The sequence below is a fragment of the Streptomyces sp. CMB-StM0423 genome, from assembly GCF_002847285.1.
Classification (GTDB): Bacteria; Actinomycetota; Actinomycetes; order Streptomycetales; family Streptomycetaceae; genus Streptomyces.
The window spans coordinates 7,282,729-7,298,815 of sequence record NZ_CP025407.1; the positions used below are offsets into that span (position 1 = coordinate 7,282,729).

A 16,087-nucleotide genomic window follows, 5' to 3' on the forward strand; every position below is an offset into this window, starting at 1 on the left:
CTATCGGATAACCGTTCCGTTCGGACCGCCCCGGACGTGCGGTTCCTGCGGATCGCGACCGGCGGACGGGCCGGTGCCGACCGGGAGGTGAGCCAGGCTCTCGCCGGCCGCGAGCCGGCGCACGAGGGCCTGGAAAGTGGGGCAGCGGGTGAAGTCGTGCGCCTCGCACTCCAGCGCGTGGTCGATCATCGCCTTCGACCGCTCGATCTCCCGCATCCGCTCCTGGAGCTCCTCCCGGTGCCGTGCCAGAAGCGCGTGCCGGTCCGCGGGGCCCTGCGCGGCGAACAGCTCGCGCAGTTGCTCCAGGCTGAGCCCGCCGCGCTTGCCGCCGATGATCATGGCGACCCGGGAGACGTGGTCGGAGGTGTAGCGCCGGCGGCCGTTCACGCGCTCCGCCGGGGTGAGCAGGCCCATGGCCTCCCAGTGCCGCAGCACATGGGCGGCGAGGCCGAAGCGCCCGGCCAGCTCGCCGATGGTCATGGACTCGCCCGACTTCATGTTGACATTAACTTGCAGAGTGGGCGCGGAGTCAAGGGGGAGGCCCTTGTACGACGTGATCGTCGCGGGACCGCTCGCCTGCCGGACTGCGCCGGGCGGGCGAGACGTCCGATTCGTTCAAGACGCGCCCGCCGGCCCGCTCCTAGGGTCGGGGCCATGACCGCACGATTCGACGCCATCGGAATGGTGACCGCCGACATGGCCGCCACCCTCGCCTTCTACCGCCTGCTCGGCCTGGACATCCCCGCCGACGCCGACGGGCAGCCGCACGTCGAGGCGGCACTGCCCGGCGGGCTGCGCCTGATGTGGGACGGGGAGGAGACGATCAAGTCCTTCGCGCCCGACTTCGAGCCGCCGACCGGAGAGGGGCGCATCGGCCTCGCCTTCCGCTGCGAGGGACCCGCCGACGTGGACGCGACGTACGCGATGCTCACCGAGGCCGGGTACAAGGGCGCCATGGCGCCCTGGGACGCCGAGTGGGGCCAGCGCTACGCGCAGGTGCACGACCCGGACGGCAACGGCGTCGACCTCTTCGCCCCACTCGGCTGACCGCGGGGCCCACGGCGAACGGGCCGGGGTGCGGCTGCTCAGAGCAGCGCCGTCAGCGGCACCCCGGCCAGCGTCCGCATCTCGCGCGCCAGGTGCGCCTGGTCCGCGTACCCCGCCAGCGCCGCCGCCCCGGCCGGCGGCGTGCCCGCCCTGGCCAGCGCCAGCGCGCGGTTCATCCGCAGCACCCGGGCCAGCGTCTTCGGCCCGTACCCGAACGCCGCCAGGCTGCGCCGGTGCAACTGCCGCTCGCCGAGCCCCACCGCCCCGGCGACCTCGGCCACCGGCCGGCCCGCCGCCAGCGCGGCGACGACCGCCGGCACGTACGGCTCCGGCGGCTCCGCGTCCGCCAGCCGCGCCCGCGCCAGCGCCTCCAGCGCCGCGCCCGGGTCCGCCGCCCCGGCGACCCGCTCCGCCGCGATCCGGGCCCGCCGCTCGCCCCACAGGTCCGCCAGCGGCACCCGCAGGTTCCGCAGCTCGTGCGCGGGCGCGCCCAGCACCGCCGGGCCCTGCCCGGGGGCGAAGCGCAGCCCGGTGTACGTGCCGCCCCCGGCCCCGGTGCCGACGTGCGCCCGGGTGTCGGGGCCCGCGACGAGCAGCCCGCCGGGCGTGAGGATCAGGTCGGTGCCGCCGTCGGGGAGCACCCGGTACGGGCCCGGGCGGACGTCCCGGCGGCGCCAGACGACGGCACCGCCGAGCAGCGCAGGACTCTCCTCGTACATCACTCCAGGATGCCGCAGACTGGGAGGCATGCCCGAGCTTCCCGAAGTCGAAGCGCTCAGCGGATTCCTGACCGAGCACCTGGTGGGGCGGTACGTCGCCCGGGTGCAGCCGGTCGCGATCAGCGTGCTCAAGACGTACGACCCGCCGCTCACCGCGCTGGAGGGCGCCGAGGTCACGGCCGTCGGGCGGCGCGGCAAGTTCCTGGACCTCACGGTCGCCGACGAACTGCACCTGGTGATCCATCTGGCCCGGGCCGGCTGGCTGCAGTGGAAGGACCGACTGCCGGCCGCGCCGCCGCGTCCCGGCAAGGGGCCGCTGGCGCTGCGGGTGCGGCTGGCCGAGCCGGAGGGCGCGGGCTTCGACCTCACCGAGGCGGGCACGCAGAAGCGCCTCGCGGTCTACTGCGTACGGGATCCGCAGGACGTGCCCGGCGTCGCCCGGCTGGGGCCCGACCCGCTGGACGCGGCGTTCACGGCGGAGGCGTTCGCCGGGCTGCTGGCGGAGGAGCGGCGGCAGATCAAGGGCGTGCTGCGCGACCAGTCGACGATCGCCGGCATCGGCAACGCGTACTCCGACGAGATCCTGCACGTCGCGAAGCTCTCCCCGTACAAGCTCGCCGCGAACCTCACCGACGAGGAGACCGCCGTGCTCTACGCGGCGATCGGCGACACCCTGCGCGGCGCCGTCGAGCGCTCCCGCGGGGTGGCCGCGGGGCGGCTGAAGGCGGAGAAGAAGAGCGGGCTGCGGGTGCACGGGCGGGCCGGGGAGAAGTGCCCAATCTGCGGCGACACGATCCGCGAGGTGTCGTTCGCCGACTCGGCGCTGCAGTACTGCCCCACCTGCCAGACCGGCGGCAAGCCGCTGGCCGACCGGAGGATGTCCCGGCTGCTGAAGTGACCGCGGCCGCGGAGGGCTTCACGAGCCGCCGGCGTCCTCCAGCCGGAAGCCCACCTTCAGGCACACCTGCCAGTGCGCCACGACGCCGTTCTCCAGTTGCCCCCGCACCTGGGTGACCTCGAACCAGTCGAGGTTGCGCAGCGTCTGCGAGGCGCGCGCGACGCCGTTGCGGACGGCGTCGTCGACGCCGGCGGGGGAGGAGCCGACGATCTCGGTGATGCGGTACGTGTGGTCGCTCATGAATCCACCGTGCCGCAGACCCGCCGGGCTCGCGACACGGGCGGCACCCGGCAGAACCCGGGGGCTACGGCACCACGGTGACCGGCCAGCGGCCCGCCTTGACCAGGCGCACCGCCACCGAGCCGACGAGCCGGTGGCCCGCCTGCTCCGAGGCGCCGACGATCACCGCGTCCGCCTTGAGGTCCTGCGCCGCCTGCACCAGCCCCGTGTACGCGTCGCCGTGCAGGGTGTGGAACTCCCAGCGCACCTCGAACAGCCCGCGCAACTGCGCCACCGCCCGCCGGATCTCCGCCACCAGCTCCTCGGCCACCTCCGCCGTCGTGCCCGCCACCGGCGCGCCGAGCGCCGCCGCGGCGGCCAGCGTCGGCTGCACGTACACCACGGCGAGCAGCGAGCCCTGCCGCCGGGCCAGCCCCGCGGCGTAGGCGGCGGCGCGCCAGGAGGTGTCGGAGCCGTCGACCCCGACGAGGATCACCTTGGGGCCGTCGGTGCCGCGCTCGAAACCGGTCGCGCCCCCGGGGCGGTCTTCCGGGCGCTCCCCGGTCCCGTCCCCTGACCTGTTCTCTGAACTGTCGTCGAGGTTGCCCTCGGTGCCGGCTTCGCTCACAACCCGGACGGTACCCGACGCGCCTCACGGCGGGCACCGCCCGGTACGGTGCGCGCGGCCGGGCGGTGCGGTTGACTGCGGGCATGACGCAATCCCACCCGCCCGCAGGAGCACCCGCGGATCTACGGCTCGCCCAGCCGGCCGGGCGCTGGCTGCTGACTGCGGTGGTGATCGGCTCGGGCATCACCTTCCTCGACGCCACCGTCGTCAACGTCGCGCTGCCCACCATCGGCGACGAACTCGGCGCCTCCCTCGGCGGGCTGCAGTGGACCGTCAACGGCTACACCCTCACCCTCGCCGCGCTCATCCTCCTCGGCGGCGCCCTCGGCGACCGCTACGGCCGCCGCCGGATCTTCATCTTCGGCACCGTGTGGTTCGCGGTGGCCTCGCTGCTGTGCGCGCTGGCGCCGAACGTCGGCATCCTCATCGGCGCCCGCACCCTTCAGGGCATCGGCGGCGCGCTGCTGACCCCCGGCTCCCTCGCCCTCATCCAGGCGTCCTTCGCCCCCGAGGACCGGGCCCGCGCGATCGGCGTCTGGTCGGGGCTCGCCGGCATCGCGAGCGCCCTCGGCCCGCTGCTCGGCGGCTGGCTGGTGGAGGCGGCGAGCTGGCGGTGGGTGTTCGCCATCAACGTGCCGCTGGCCGTCGTCGTCGTGGCCGTCGCCGCCCGGCACGTACCCGAGAGCCGCGACGAGACGGCCACGGGACGCTTCGACTGGACCGGCGCCGCGCTCGGCGCGCTCGGCCTGGCGGGCGTGACGTACGCCCTGATCGCCGCGCCCGAGAAGGGCGTCTCGGCGCTGCTGCTGGCCGCGAGCAGCGGCGTGGGGGTGGCGAGCCTCGCGGCGTTCGTCTTCGTCCAGCGGCGCAGCAGCCACCCGATGCTGCCGACAGGGATCTTCGGCTCCCGCCAGTTCACCGCGGCGAACGTGGTCACGTTCGTCGTCTACGCCGCCCTCGGCGGGGTGACCTTCTTCCTCGTGCTGGACCTGCAGATCGCCGCCGGCTACTCGCCGATCGCCGCGGGCTCCGCGCTGCTGCCGGTGACGCTCATCATGCTGGCGCTCTCGGAGCGGTCGGGAAGGCTGTCGGAGCGCATCGGGCCGCGCATCCCGATGACGGTCGGCCCGGCGATCTGCGCCGGCGGGCTGCTGCTGATGCTGCGCATCGGCGGTCCCGGCGGCAACGTCTCGTACGTACAGGACGTGCTGCCCGGCGTGGTGCTCTTCGGCTTCGGCCTGGCGACGACGGTCGCCCCGCTCACCGCCACCGTCCTCGGCGCCGTGGAGGACCGGCACTCCGGCATCGCCTCCGGCGTCAACAACGCGGTGGCCCGCGCCGCGGGCCTGCTCGCCGTCGCCGCGCTGCCGCTGGCCGCCGGCCTCTCCGGCAACGACTACCGCAACCCCGGGGCCTTCGGCGACGGCTTCCGCATCGCCCTGTTCATCTGCGCCGCGCTGCTCGCCGGCGGGGCCGTGCTCTCCTGGCTGACGATCCGCTCGCCGAAGGAGCCGGCGGGGCCGCCGGAGCCGCCGTGCCACGTGCACTGCACGATGGCGGGCCCGCCGCTGCAGTCGCTGGTCGAGGACACGGCCGCCGACGACCCCGAGGAGCCGGAACGCCCCTAGCCCCCTAGTCCGCCGGGCCGTCCGCCGGCCCGTAGACCAGGTGCAGCACGCCGGAGCCGAACGCCTTCGAGTCGAGCAGCTTCAGCGGGATCCTGGTGTCGCCCTCGTCGAAGAGCCGCTCGCCCTGGCGCACCGCGACGGGGTGGACCAGCAGGTGCAGCTCGTCCAGCAGGCCGTGCGCGAGCAGCTCGCGGATCACGGAGACCGAGCCGCCGATGGAGACGTCCCCGCCGGACTCCTGCTTGAGCGCGGTCACGCCGCTGACCAGGTCGCCCTGGAGCTTCTCGGAGTTGCGCCAGGAGAGGTCGACCTCGCCGCGGCTGACGACGATCTTGCGGGCGTCGCCGAGGATCTTCGCGAACCCGGCGTCCTCGTCGTCGGTGTCCTCCCGCTGCGGCCACGCCTCCGCGAAGCCGTCGTAGGTCTTGCGGCCGTAGAGCATGGTGTCGGACATCAGCCCGCCGACCGCCTCGCCCATCTCGTCGTCGAAGTAGGACATGTGCCACTGGTCGGGCGCCTCCACGACGCCGTCGAGGGAGATGAACAGGCTGGCAATGATCTTTCTCACGAGAGGCTCCAGAGGGCGGGGGGTTCGGCGGACGTGCAGTCCGTCGTGACGTTAGCGGCCGCCGGGCATCAGGTCTTGTACAGAAGCGCCAGCGGCTGCGCGGGCCGCGGATCGTCCCGCAACTGGCCCGCGGTCCTGCCGATGAAGCGGCTGAGCGCGTGGGCCAGATGCGGCTCGTCGTAATAGCCCAGGCGGTGCACGACGTCCTCGGCCGCCGCGCCCCCGCGGAGCAGGACCGCGGCGTGCCGCGCCCGTTCTATCTGCCGGGCGGCGCCGTGGGTGAACCCGGTCGCGGCCTGGAAGCGCCGCTGCGCGGTGCGCGCGGAGACATCCGGCGTGCCGCCGCGCATCACGTCGGTGACGAGCGGGTCGCGGACGAGCACGCCGGCGCGCACCAGCCGGTCCGCGAACGCCTCGGCGTCGTCGGGGCCCGGCACCGGCCAGTGGGAGCCCTTCAGCCAGAACGACCTGCGCGTCGCGTCGGGTATGTCCACCCCGCCGTCGACGAGCAGCGGCGCCGGCAGATGCGTCAGCGAGGTGCCCAGGGCGAAGGTGATGCCGAAGAACGCCGCTTCCTCGGGCACCGGTACCGTGCTCGTCCGCGACTCGGGCCCGGCCACCGCGGCCTGGAACCCGGCGGGCGACTCCCAGAACACCACATCCCAGCAGGCCGACGCGACCGCCGTCATCCGGTCGATGCCCTCGCTGCGGCTGCGCCAGACGTACGACACGTACGGCGAGTCCGACGCCCGCCCCTCGATCTCCAGCCCCATCGCGCCCCCTCGCGACAACCGGCGCCCCGCACGGGCGCGCTCCCGCCGTGCAGTCTGGCACGCGCCACCGACAACGGCCGGGCGGCGGACGGCGGGACGAGCGTGCGGCGGTAGTCGCGGACGGCGGCCCGCCTCCGCGAAGCTCCGTGCGGTGTACGGGCGTTGTCCGGCCCGCCGCCACCTCCCGCCGGAGCAGCGGTTTTATACGCGCTTTCGCGGCCCGGTGCTTCGATGCAGGCCGCGAACGACCCACCGAGCTCCCTGAGGGGGACCCCTTGAGACGTCTCGCCACGGCCCTGGCCGCCGTCCTCGCCGGCGCCGCCGCGCTGGCCCCGCTCGCCCAGGCCGCCGCGCCCGCGGCCGCGTCCGACCCCGCGCCCGGCGGGCCGCAGCGCCCGTACGAACCGGACGTGGAGGGCACCGACAACATCGACACCCTGGACGTCACCGCGACCCGCGGCCCCGGGCGGAGTGTGACGGTCGCCTTCGACCGGCGCAGCCGCGCCGCCGAGGGGACGACGCCCGCCGGGGCCCGCCGCTTCGTCTTCCTCTTCGACGGCTCCGTCAGCTTCCGCCCGGAGTCCTTCCCGACCTGCGCCCGCGCCGTCGTCGAGGCCGGCGGCGTGGCCGCCTGCCCGCCCGGCTCCCTCGTCGGCGAGGGCCTCGGCACCTGGCCGGACGGCTCGGAGCACGAGGTGGCCGTCGTCAACACGCGCGTCGACGGCACGCCCGGGGTGCTCGTGGTCATCCCCGGCACCGGCTCCATCCTGGAGCAGACCTTCGAGCGCGTACGGGACCCGTACCGCGGCGACTACCGGTGGGCGGCCGACGAGATCGTGCCGCCCAGCCCGGTGCCGCCGGGGGAGCGCGCGGGCACCACGCGCTTCCGGTTGTCGTTCGGCGCGACCCGCGAGGACCACGGCCGCACCGTCGGCTTCGTCGAGACGACGGCGCGGCCCGGTGACAAGCTGCGGTTCGGGCTGTGGAGCGAGTTCGTCACCGGCCAGGTCGTGCTGCCCACGGCGACCGTGCGGCTGCGGCCCTGACCCCCTCCCGTACGGGCCCGGCCGGGCGGTGGCGTCGGAAGTCCCGCAGCGTCACCGCCCCGCCGGGCACCAGGCTCACCCGCCGGACCCGCCCGTGCCCGTCGACGGAGAAGCCGGTATTGCAAGAAACAACCAAGAAATGTAAGCGAGTTGCGTTCGCGGGCGGATGGCGTGCGGGTCGGTCGGCGTGGTGCGGATGTCCCCAGCTCCGCACGCTGCCAACTCGTGCGTACGCCGCCCTTGACGGCATGCTGTCATGTGCACGCAAGCCGGTGAGGCGTGGCCGTGGGCGGGAGCGGGGTCGGTGTCGCGACCGTAGACTTAACATGATCGTTCTGCAATTCTGCGATATCTCAGCGCAATTAGCTAACTCACAGGTTGGACGACCCCCATGAGAAAGCACCGCTCGAGACATCGGCCCACCGTCGCCGCCCTCGCCACCGGACTGCTCCTGTTCGGCCTGCCGGTCCTCCCCGCCGTCGCCGCCGCCGGCTCCGACGCCGCCGCCGGCCGACCCGCCGCCGCGAGCAGCGCCGCCCCGCGGCACGCCGCGGCGGAAGTCACCGACGGCGACCAGGCCACGTACTGGCAGAGCCGGGGCACGGGCCCGCAGTGGGTGCAGACCGACCTCGGCCGGCAGGCACGCGTCGACGAGGTCGGGCTCCGACTGCCCGCGGACGCCGCCGTGCGCAAGCAGACGCTCGCCGTGCAGGGCAGCGCCGACGGCACCACCTTCCACACGCTGTCCGCCGAGGACACCCGCGCCTTCCGCCCCGCCGCGGACAACACCGTGAACGTACGGTTCCCCGCCTCCCTCACCCGCTACGTGCGCGTGCAGTTCGCCGGCACCACCGCAGAACGCCCCGCCCGCCTCGCCGAACTCACCGTGCACACCGCCGCGGACGGAGCCGCCGACCTCGCGGCGGGCCGCCCCCTCAAGGCCAGCAGCCACACCGGCGACCGCACCGCCGACCGGGCGGGCGACGGCGACCGCGACAGCTTCTGGCAGAGCGCGAAGAGCAAGCGCGAGCAGTGGTTGCGGACCGACCTCGGCGCCACCGTCGGCATCGACCGCGCCGTGCTCAAGCTCCCCGAGGGCGGCGCCGCCCGGGTGCAGAACCTCAAGCTCCAGGGCAGCACGGACGGGCGGGAGTTCACCGACCTGACCGCCGCCCGCGACATCGCCTTCGGCGCCGCCGGCGGCCACAGCGCGACCCTCTCCTTCGACACCGCCGTCACCCGCCACGTACGCGTCGTCTTCACCGCCGGCACCGGCAGCGCCCGGCTGGCCGAGCTGGAGGTCTACGGTCCGGCCGAGGGCGACACCCGGCCGCCCGGCACCCCCCGCGACCTCAGCCGCACCGCGCTGCCCGACGGCCGCGTCCAGCTCGACTGGCGGCCCCCGGCCGACGGCGCGGACGGCATCGCCGGCTATGACGTCTACGCCGACGGCCGGCTGCACACCGGCGTCGCCGCCGACGTGACGACGTACGCCGACGCCCCGGCGCCCGGCGAGTCGGTCACGTACCGCGTACGCGCCCGGGACGCCGCCGGCAACCAGTCGCCCGACAGTGCCAAGGTGACCGCCCGGGTCGGCCAGACTGCCACCACCGCCGCCGCGGAGCCCGCCGCACCGGACCCCGGCACCGCCGCCGCGACCGCGGCCGCCGCCGACCCCGACCTGGCCGGGGGCAAGCCGGTCACCGCCTCCTCCCACGTCCACAACTTCGTCGCCGCCAACGCCAACGACGGCAACCGCGGCACCTACTGGGAAGGCGCCGGCGGCGCCTATCCCGGCACCCTCACCGTCGCACTCGGCGCCAACGCCGACGTCAGCGCCGTCGTCGTCCAGCTCAACCCCGACCCCATCTGGGGCCCGCGCACCCAGACCTTCTCGGTCCTCGGCCGGGAGCAGGACGCCACCTCCTTCACCACCCTCAAGGCCGGCGCCCAGTACGCCTTCGACCCCGCCACCGGCAACAGCGTCACCGTCCCGGTGACCGGCCGCGTTGCCGACCTGCGGCTGTCGTTCACCGGCAACACCGGTGCCCCGGCGGGCCAGGTGGGCGAACTCCAGGTCCTCGGCACCGCCGCGCCCAACCCCGACCTGGAGGTCACCGGCCTCACCCACACCCCCGCAAGCCCCGACGAGACCCAGTCCGTCACCCTCGCCGCGACCGTGCACAACGCCGGCGAGGAGCCCGCTGCGGCCACCGGCGTCGACTTCCTGCTCGGCGGCGAACCGGCCGGCACCGCCGCCGTCGGCACGCTGGCCCCGGGCGCCACGCAGACCGTGACCGCGAACACCGGGGCGCACGACGCCGGCGAGTACGCCGTCGCCGCCGTCGTCGACCCCGACGACACCGTCGTCGAACAGGACGAGGGAAACAACGAGTACACCGCTCCCACCCCGCTCCGTGTCTCGCCGGTGCAGAGCAGCGACCTCGTCGCCGCCTCCGTGGACTGGACGCCCAGCTCCGCGACCGGCGGGGAGCGGGTCGACTTCTCCGTGTCGCTGAAGAACCAGGGCACCCAGGCGTCGGCGAGCGGCAGCCACCCGATCACCCTCACGCTGCGCAACGCCTCCGGCGGTACGGTCACCACGCTGAACGGCGCGCACAACGGCACCATCGCCGCCGGCGCCACCACCGCCCCCGTCGGCCTGGGCAGTTGGACGGCGGCCAACGGCTCGTACACCGTCGAGGTGACGGTCGCCGCCGACGCCAACGAGGTGCCGGTCAAGCGCGAGAACAACACCAGCACCGAGTCGCTGTTCGTCGGCCGCGGCGCCGACATGCCGTACGACACGTACGAGGCCGAGGACGGCGCCGTCGCCGGCGGCGCGCAGGTCGTCGGCCCGAACCGCACCATTGGCGACGTCGCGGGCGAGGCGTCCGGGCGGCGCGCGGTGACCCTCGACCAGACCGGCGAGTCCGTCGAGTTCACCACCAGGGCCAGCACGAACACCCTGGTCACCCGGTTCTCCATCCCCGACGCCCCGGGCGGCGGCGGCATCGACGCCACCCTGAACGTCTACGTCGACGGCACCTTCCACAAGGCCATCAGCCTCACCTCGAAGTACGCCTGGCTGTACGGGGCGGAAGCCAGCCCCGGCAACAGTCCCGGCGCAGGGCCCGCGCGGCACATCTACGACGAGGCGAACCTGATGCTGGACAGAACCGTGCCCGCCGGCAGCAAGATCCGGCTCCAGAAGGACGCGGCCAACACCACCAGCTACGCGATCGACTTCGTCAGCCTGGAGCAGGTCGCGCCGAAGGCCAACCCGGACCCGGCCGCGTACACCGTGCCCGCCGGGGTCACCCACCAGGACGTGCAGAACGCCCTGGACCGGGTGCGGATGGACACCACGGGACAGCTCAAGGGCGTCTACCTGCCGCCCGGCGAGTACCAGACGTCGAGCAAGTTCCAGGTGTACGGCAAGCCGGTGCAGGTCGTCGGCGCCGGACCCTGGTACACCCGCTTCCACGCGCCCGCGGGCCAGCAGAACACCGACGTCGGCTTCCGCGCCGAGCAGGCGGCGGCGGGATCCTCCTTCCGCGGCTTCGCCTACTTCGGCAACTACACCAGCCGCATCGACGGCCCCGGCAAGGTCTTCGACTTCCAGAACGTCTCGGACATCACGATCGACGACATCTGGAACGAGCACATGGTGTGCCTCTACTGGGGCGCCAACACCGACGACATCACCATCGGGAACTCCCGCATCCGCAACTCGTTCGCGGACGCCATCAACATGACCAACGGCAGCACCGGCGCCCACGTCGTCAACAACGAGTCCCGCGCCACCGGCGACGACAGCTTCGCGCTCTTCTCCGCGATCGACGCGGGCGGCTCCGACATGCACAGCAACGTCTACGAGAACCTGACCTCGCTGCTCACCTGGCGGGCCGCGGGCATCGCCGTCTACGGCGGCTACAACAACACCTTCCGCAACATCCGCATCGCCGACACCCTCGTCTACTCCGGAGTCACGGTCAGCTCGCTGGACTTCGGCTATCCGATGAACGGCTTCGGCACCCAGCCGACGACCCTGGAGAACATCACCATCGAACGCTGCGGCGGCCACTTCTGGGGCGCGCAGACCTTCCCGGGCATCTGGCTCTTCTCCGCCTCGAAGGTCTTCCAGGGCATCAGGATCAACAACGTCGACATCGTCGACCCGACGTACTCCGGGATCATGTTCCAGACCAACTACGTGGGAGGCCAGCCGCAGTTCCCGATCAAGGACACGATCCTCAGCGACATCACGATCTCCGGCGCCCGCAAGAGCGGTGACGCCTTCGACGCCAAGTCCGGCTTCGGCCTGTGGGCGAACGAGATGCCCGAGGCGGGCCAGGGCCCGGCCGTCGGCCAGGTCACGTTCCGCGGCCTGACCCTGAGGAACAACGCGCAGGACATCAAGAACACCACGTCCACCTTCAGCATCGACATCCAGCCCTGATCAGCGCCCCTTCGCGGGCTGGCGCCCCGGCCGGATTCCGACGCCCGGCCGGGGCGCCGCCGTCGGCACGTACGGCGGGCGCGGGCGGCCCGGAGAGTGCGGCCGGCCGTCCCGAACGCGTCGTTCCAGCCGACCGGCACGTAGTGGTCGGTGTCCGGGTCGTACGCCGTGGGTTCCGTGAGCCGTCCCCGGTCCTCCGCGCGTGGTCGGTCCACTCGGAAGCACGGTCACCGGGCGCTGCCGCAGCAGCACCTCGGCGACGCCGCGCGCGGCGCATTCAGCGGCTTGGTCCCGGTTCGCCGTGCGATCCGGTGCCCGTGTCCCGGCGCACGGCGGGTCCCGGATGCCTGAACGGTCATCGATGCAGGTGGCCGGATTGTGCCCCGGTGTGGGCGGACCGCTTCGCAACTCCGCTACTGACGCGTAGTCTTCTGTTCGGGCCCCGTTGTTCCCCCGGCAGCGGGGCCCATAACGTGCCCCGCCGCCGTGCCCGTACGGGCACGGCGGCGGGTGAACGGCCGGCGCTCAGCGCGGCTTGAGCGGCGTCGGCGGCAGCGGCGGCGCCTCCAGCCGGGGGCCTTCGTAGCCGTGGACCTCGCCGAAGCCGGTGCCGCTCATCCACTCCGTACGGGCCCGGTCGATCTCGTCGTGGTGGCGGCCCACGAAGTTCCACCACATCACGATCCGTTCCGCGAACGGCTCGCCACCCAGCAGCATCAGCGAGCTGTCCACGTCGGCGCGCAGCGGCAGCTCCGTACGGCCGCAGCCCAGGTAGACCATGGACTCCGGCGCCAGCCGCAGCCCGTCGACCTCCGCCTCGCCGGACATCGTCAGCACCGCGTACTCGTAGTCGGGCTCCACCGGCAGCCGCGCCTCCGTGCCCGCCGCCAGGGTGACGTCGGCGCCGACGATCGGCGTGTACGTCGTCCCCGGGGACGCCGCGCCGGCCAGCTCGCCGAGGATCACCGTCGCCGTCAGGCCGCCGCCGGCCACGTGCGGCAGCTCCGCGTGGTGCTCGAAGGCGGGCGCGGTGGCGCGGTGGGCGCCGGGGAGCGCGACCCACAGTTGTGCGCCGTGCAGCAGCCGCGAGTGGTCGCGCGGCGATTCCTCCGAGTGGGCGATGGCCCGCCCCGCCGTCATCAGCCCCAGCTCCCGCGGCCGCACCGGCTGCAGGCTGCCCAGGCTGTCGCGGTGCAGGACCTCGCCGTCGTGCAGCCAGCTCACGGTCTGCAGCCCCGTGTGCGGGTGCGGCGGCACCTGCATCCCCGGCTCGCCCGCGATGTCGTCGGGGCCGTAGTGGTCGACGAAGCACCAGGCGCCGACCATCCGCCGGCCGAGGTTCGGCAGCAGCCGCCGCACCACCGTGCTCTCGCCCAGCGGCATGTGGCGCGCCTCCAGCACCTCGCGCACCGGCTCCGCCGTCACGTCCGCCCGGCCGCCGCAGGCGGCGACCGGGGGCTTCATGTCGAGATTGCTCATGCGCCCACGCTACGCGCGCGGCGGCCGGAGTCCGCGTGCCGGCCCGGCCGCCCGCGCGTCACCCGGCGCGCGTCACCCCGGCGCCGCGACCAGCCGCCACAGGTGGTCCGCGGTGCCGTTGTCGTCGTACTGCACCACCTGCGCGCTGTTCGCCGTCGACATGCCGTCCACGCCGAGCACCTTGCCGCTGTGCTCGTTGCGGATGCGGAACCAGCCGTCCGCGTCGGGCACGATCCGCCACAGGTGGTCCGGCGCGCCGTCGTCCCCGTACTGCACGACGGGCGCGCTGTTCGCCGTCGAGGCGCCGTCGACGGCGAGGACCTTGCCGCTGTGCCCGTTGCGGATCACCAGCAGCCCGTCGCCCCGCTCCAGCAACTGCCAGGAGTGGTCGGACGTGCCCGAGTTGTCGAACTGGTGGACCCGTGCGCCGTCCGACAGCGACATCCGGTCGACCGCCAGCACCTTGCCGCTGTGCTTGTTCTGCACCCGGTGGTGAGGGGCCTCCGGTGTCCACGGCGTGCCGTCCGGGCCGGCGGTCGGGAACGCCGTGATCCGCAGCCGGGCCGCGCCCATGGGGATCAGCGTCACCGTCTCCGGCGCCTCCGTACTACGGGCCGGGCTCTGCTGCAACGGCGCGACGACGTGCTGCCGGTCGGCGACCCACTCCGGCAGCCGGCGCGCGGGCGCGGTGATGCGCACCGGGGTGTGCTCGTGGGTGAACGGGTCGCCGGTCAGCGGCCCGTCGTCGCGGTGGAACGCCAGGCCCGCCGGGGCGTCCGGGGCCAGGGCGTAGTTCCACGGGGTGGTGGCGTGCACGGCGAAGTGCGGGAAGTCGTCGCTGCCGCCGGTGCGCTCGTACGACTCGCCGATGCGCAGCGAGTACGTCAGCGGCCCCCGGTCGACGCTCACCGCGCCGCCGTTGGCGTCCCACACCCGCACCGACGTGCGCTGCGGCAGCCGCAGCACGACGGTGTCGCCGCCCGACCAGGTCCGCTCCACCGGGACGAAGCCCGGTCCGGGAGCTGCCGCCACCGGCCGCCCGTTGACCGTCACCTCCGGCGCGTCGCACCAGCCGGGCACGCGCAGCCGCAGCGTGAAGGGCACCTTGCGGGCGGCGCCGACCCGCAGGGTCACGGTCTCGGTGAACGGGTAGTCCGTCTCCTCGGTGATCGTCACGTCGGTGCCGCGCACCCGGGTGCGCACCTCGCACGGCGCGTACATCGCCGCCGCCAGCCCGCCGTCCGGCGTGCTCAGCCACAGCTCCTCGGTGAAGTACGGCCAGCCCATGCCGTAGTTGTGCGGGCAGCAGCGGTACTGGTCGACGCCCGGCTGGAACGACTGCATCGCGAAGCCGTTCTGGAACTGGCCGTCGTTCTTGCGCACGTCGTCCAGGTCGATCGAGTTGGCGCTCGTCGCGTAGTGCACGCCGCGGCCCGCCGGGTCGGTGGCGGCGGGCAGCAGGTTGAACGCCAGCTCCTCGCAGCGGTCGGCCCACAGCGCGTCGCCGGTGATCCGGGTCAGCAGCTCGTGGCTGGCCATGAACTCGACGATGCCGCAGGTCTCGAAGCCCTGCCGGGGGTCGCCGAAGCCGGGCCTGGCGTTCTCGTCGCCGGCGAAGCCGCCGCCGGGGAACTGCCCGTACTCCGCGAGGATCCGCTCGTAGCCGCGGTACGTGGCCCGGGTGAGACCGGCGTCGCCGGCGCGCAGCGCGTACTGCGCGGGCTCCCGGAAGCCCTGCGCGACGTTGACGTTGTGCAGGTCCGGGAAGTTGTCCACCCAGTTCCCGCCCCACCGGTGCATCTTGTCCGTCAGCTCCAGCAGGAAGTCCTCGCCGGTGCGGGCGTGCAGCCAGTACGCGATGTCGATGCCGTCGCCCCACCGCTTGGACACCCAACTGGAGTCGAACGCGCCCTTGCCCTGCGCGTTCATGTACCGCAGGAACGGCAGCACGAACGGCACGATCCGCTCGTCGCCGGTGAACTCCTCGTGGCTGCGCAGCGCCTGGAGCAGCGGCAGGTACGGCCAGAAGTCGGGGCCGCCGTTGAGCGCCGTGCGCAGCCGGGCGGGGCCGAAGAAGCCGTCGGGCTGCCCGGTGGCGAGGATGGCGTCGATCCAGCGGCGGGCGGTCGCCTGCGCGGCGGCATCGCCGGTGAGCGCGGCGAGCGAGACGTAGCCGCGCAGCCAGTACGTGACCTCCTCCCAGCCGGCCCGGTCGGGGTGGACCCAGCCGGAGCCGTCGTGGTCGAGGAAGTGGGAGATCCGGTCGTAGCGGCCGAAGAGTCCGCCGAGGAGGGTGCCGAGCTGCCCGGCGAGCCAGCCGCGCGCGGTGACGCTGCCGAGCGGCAGCTTGCCGAAGGCGGCGGCCGCGTACGGGGTGCGCGCCGGCCCGCCGGCGGCGGGCCCGTACGCGTGGGCCGGGAGGCCGGTGGCGCCGAGGGCGAGCGCGCCAGCCCCGGCGGCGGAGGCGTGCAGGAAGTGGCGGCGGTTCAGCGGAGGAGGCATGTCGGGTCCCTGGGTGCCTGGAAGGTGAGGGTGCCTGGTGCCTGGTACTCGGGGGCGCCCGGCGGTACCGCCGGGCGCGCGGGGCCCGCCCCCGGCCCGGCCGCGGCGGGCGCCGCGG

13 protein-coding genes are annotated in these 16,087 nt (G+C 74.0%); 5 read left to right on the forward strand and 8 right to left on the reverse strand.

What is annotated here, in order from left to right; all coding sequences use genetic code 11:
- On the reverse strand, window positions 1-498 hold the full coding sequence (locus CXR04_RS31705; protein ID WP_234380581.1) for a MerR family transcriptional regulator: 498 nt from the start codon (window positions 496-498) through the stop codon (window positions 1-3).
- A gap of 156 nt (window positions 499-654) precedes the next feature.
- Here CXR04_RS31705 and CXR04_RS31710 point away from each other — a divergent pair, with 156 nt between their 5' ends.
- Window positions 655-1,047, forward strand: a complete 393-nt coding sequence (locus CXR04_RS31710; protein ID WP_199850571.1) for a VOC family protein — start codon at window positions 655-657, stop codon at window positions 1,045-1,047.
- A 38-nt stretch (window positions 1,048-1,085) separates the two neighbouring features.
- Here the strand turns inward: CXR04_RS31710 and CXR04_RS31715 are convergent, their stop codons facing one another.
- Window positions 1,086-1,766, reverse strand: coding sequence for a helix-turn-helix domain-containing protein (locus CXR04_RS31715; RefSeq protein WP_101425644.1), 681 nt, complete (start codon window positions 1,764-1,766; stop codon window positions 1,086-1,088).
- A gap of 28 nt (window positions 1,767-1,794) precedes the next feature.
- Here CXR04_RS31715 and CXR04_RS31720 point away from each other — a divergent pair, with 28 nt between their 5' ends.
- Complete coding sequence (locus CXR04_RS31720) at window positions 1,795-2,664, forward strand: Fpg/Nei family DNA glycosylase (RefSeq protein WP_101425645.1); 870 nt, start codon at window positions 1,795-1,797, stop codon at window positions 2,662-2,664.
- Between the two features lie 18 nt (window positions 2,665-2,682).
- Here the strand turns inward: CXR04_RS31720 and CXR04_RS31725 are convergent, their stop codons facing one another.
- Both CXR04_RS31725 and CXR04_RS31730 read right to left on the reverse strand, forming a co-directional pair.
- Window positions 2,683-2,904 (reverse strand): dodecin, encoded by a 222-nt coding sequence (locus CXR04_RS31725; RefSeq protein ID WP_101425646.1) that lies wholly within the window; start codon window positions 2,902-2,904, stop codon window positions 2,683-2,685.
- A gap of 64 nt (window positions 2,905-2,968) precedes the next feature.
- Window positions 2,969-3,379 carry a universal stress protein gene (locus tag CXR04_RS31730; protein ID WP_234380840.1) on the reverse strand — a complete coding sequence of 137 codons (411 nt, stop codon included), beginning with the start codon at window positions 3,377-3,379 and terminating at the stop codon, window positions 2,969-2,971.
- Window positions 3,380-3,594: 215 nt separating this feature from the next.
- Between CXR04_RS31730 and CXR04_RS31735 the strand changes: the two genes are divergently transcribed.
- Window positions 3,595-5,139, forward strand: a complete 1,545-nt coding sequence (locus CXR04_RS31735; protein WP_101425648.1) for an MFS transporter — start codon at window positions 3,595-3,597, stop codon at window positions 5,137-5,139.
- A gap of 4 nt (window positions 5,140-5,143) precedes the next feature.
- On the opposite strand, the gene CXR04_RS31740 is transcribed toward CXR04_RS31735, so the two are convergent.
- On the reverse strand, window positions 5,144-5,707 hold the full coding sequence (locus CXR04_RS31740) for a dihydrofolate reductase family protein (protein ID WP_101425649.1): 564 nt from the start codon (window positions 5,705-5,707) through the stop codon (window positions 5,144-5,146).
- A gap of 68 nt (window positions 5,708-5,775) precedes the next feature.
- Window positions 5,776-6,480, reverse strand: a complete 705-nt coding sequence (locus CXR04_RS31745) for a helix-turn-helix domain-containing protein (protein ID WP_101425650.1) — start codon at window positions 6,478-6,480, stop codon at window positions 5,776-5,778.
- A 275-nt stretch (window positions 6,481-6,755) separates the two neighbouring features.
- Here CXR04_RS31745 and CXR04_RS31750 point away from each other — a divergent pair, with 275 nt between their 5' ends.
- Entirely contained in the window at window positions 6,756-7,526 is a 771-nt protein-coding gene (locus tag CXR04_RS31750) for a hypothetical protein (protein WP_101425651.1), read from the forward strand.
- Window positions 7,527-7,917: 391 nt separating this feature from the next.
- The gene (locus tag CXR04_RS31755; RefSeq protein ID WP_101425652.1) at window positions 7,918-11,988 is read left to right on the forward strand and encodes a discoidin domain-containing protein; all 4,071 of its coding nucleotides are present in this window, start codon (window positions 7,918-7,920) and stop codon (window positions 11,986-11,988) included.
- A gap of 525 nt (window positions 11,989-12,513) precedes the next feature.
- Here CXR04_RS31755 and CXR04_RS31760 read toward each other — a convergent pair.
- Window positions 12,514-13,467 carry a pirin family protein gene (locus CXR04_RS31760; protein WP_101425653.1) on the reverse strand — a complete coding sequence of 318 codons (954 nt, stop codon included), beginning with the start codon at window positions 13,465-13,467 and terminating at the stop codon, window positions 12,514-12,516.
- A 72-nt stretch (window positions 13,468-13,539) separates the two neighbouring features.
- On the reverse strand, window positions 13,540-15,969 hold the full coding sequence (locus CXR04_RS31765; RefSeq protein WP_101425654.1) for an RICIN domain-containing protein: 2,430 nt from the start codon (window positions 15,967-15,969) through the stop codon (window positions 13,540-13,542).
- Window positions 15,970-16,087: the final 118 nt, after the last annotated feature.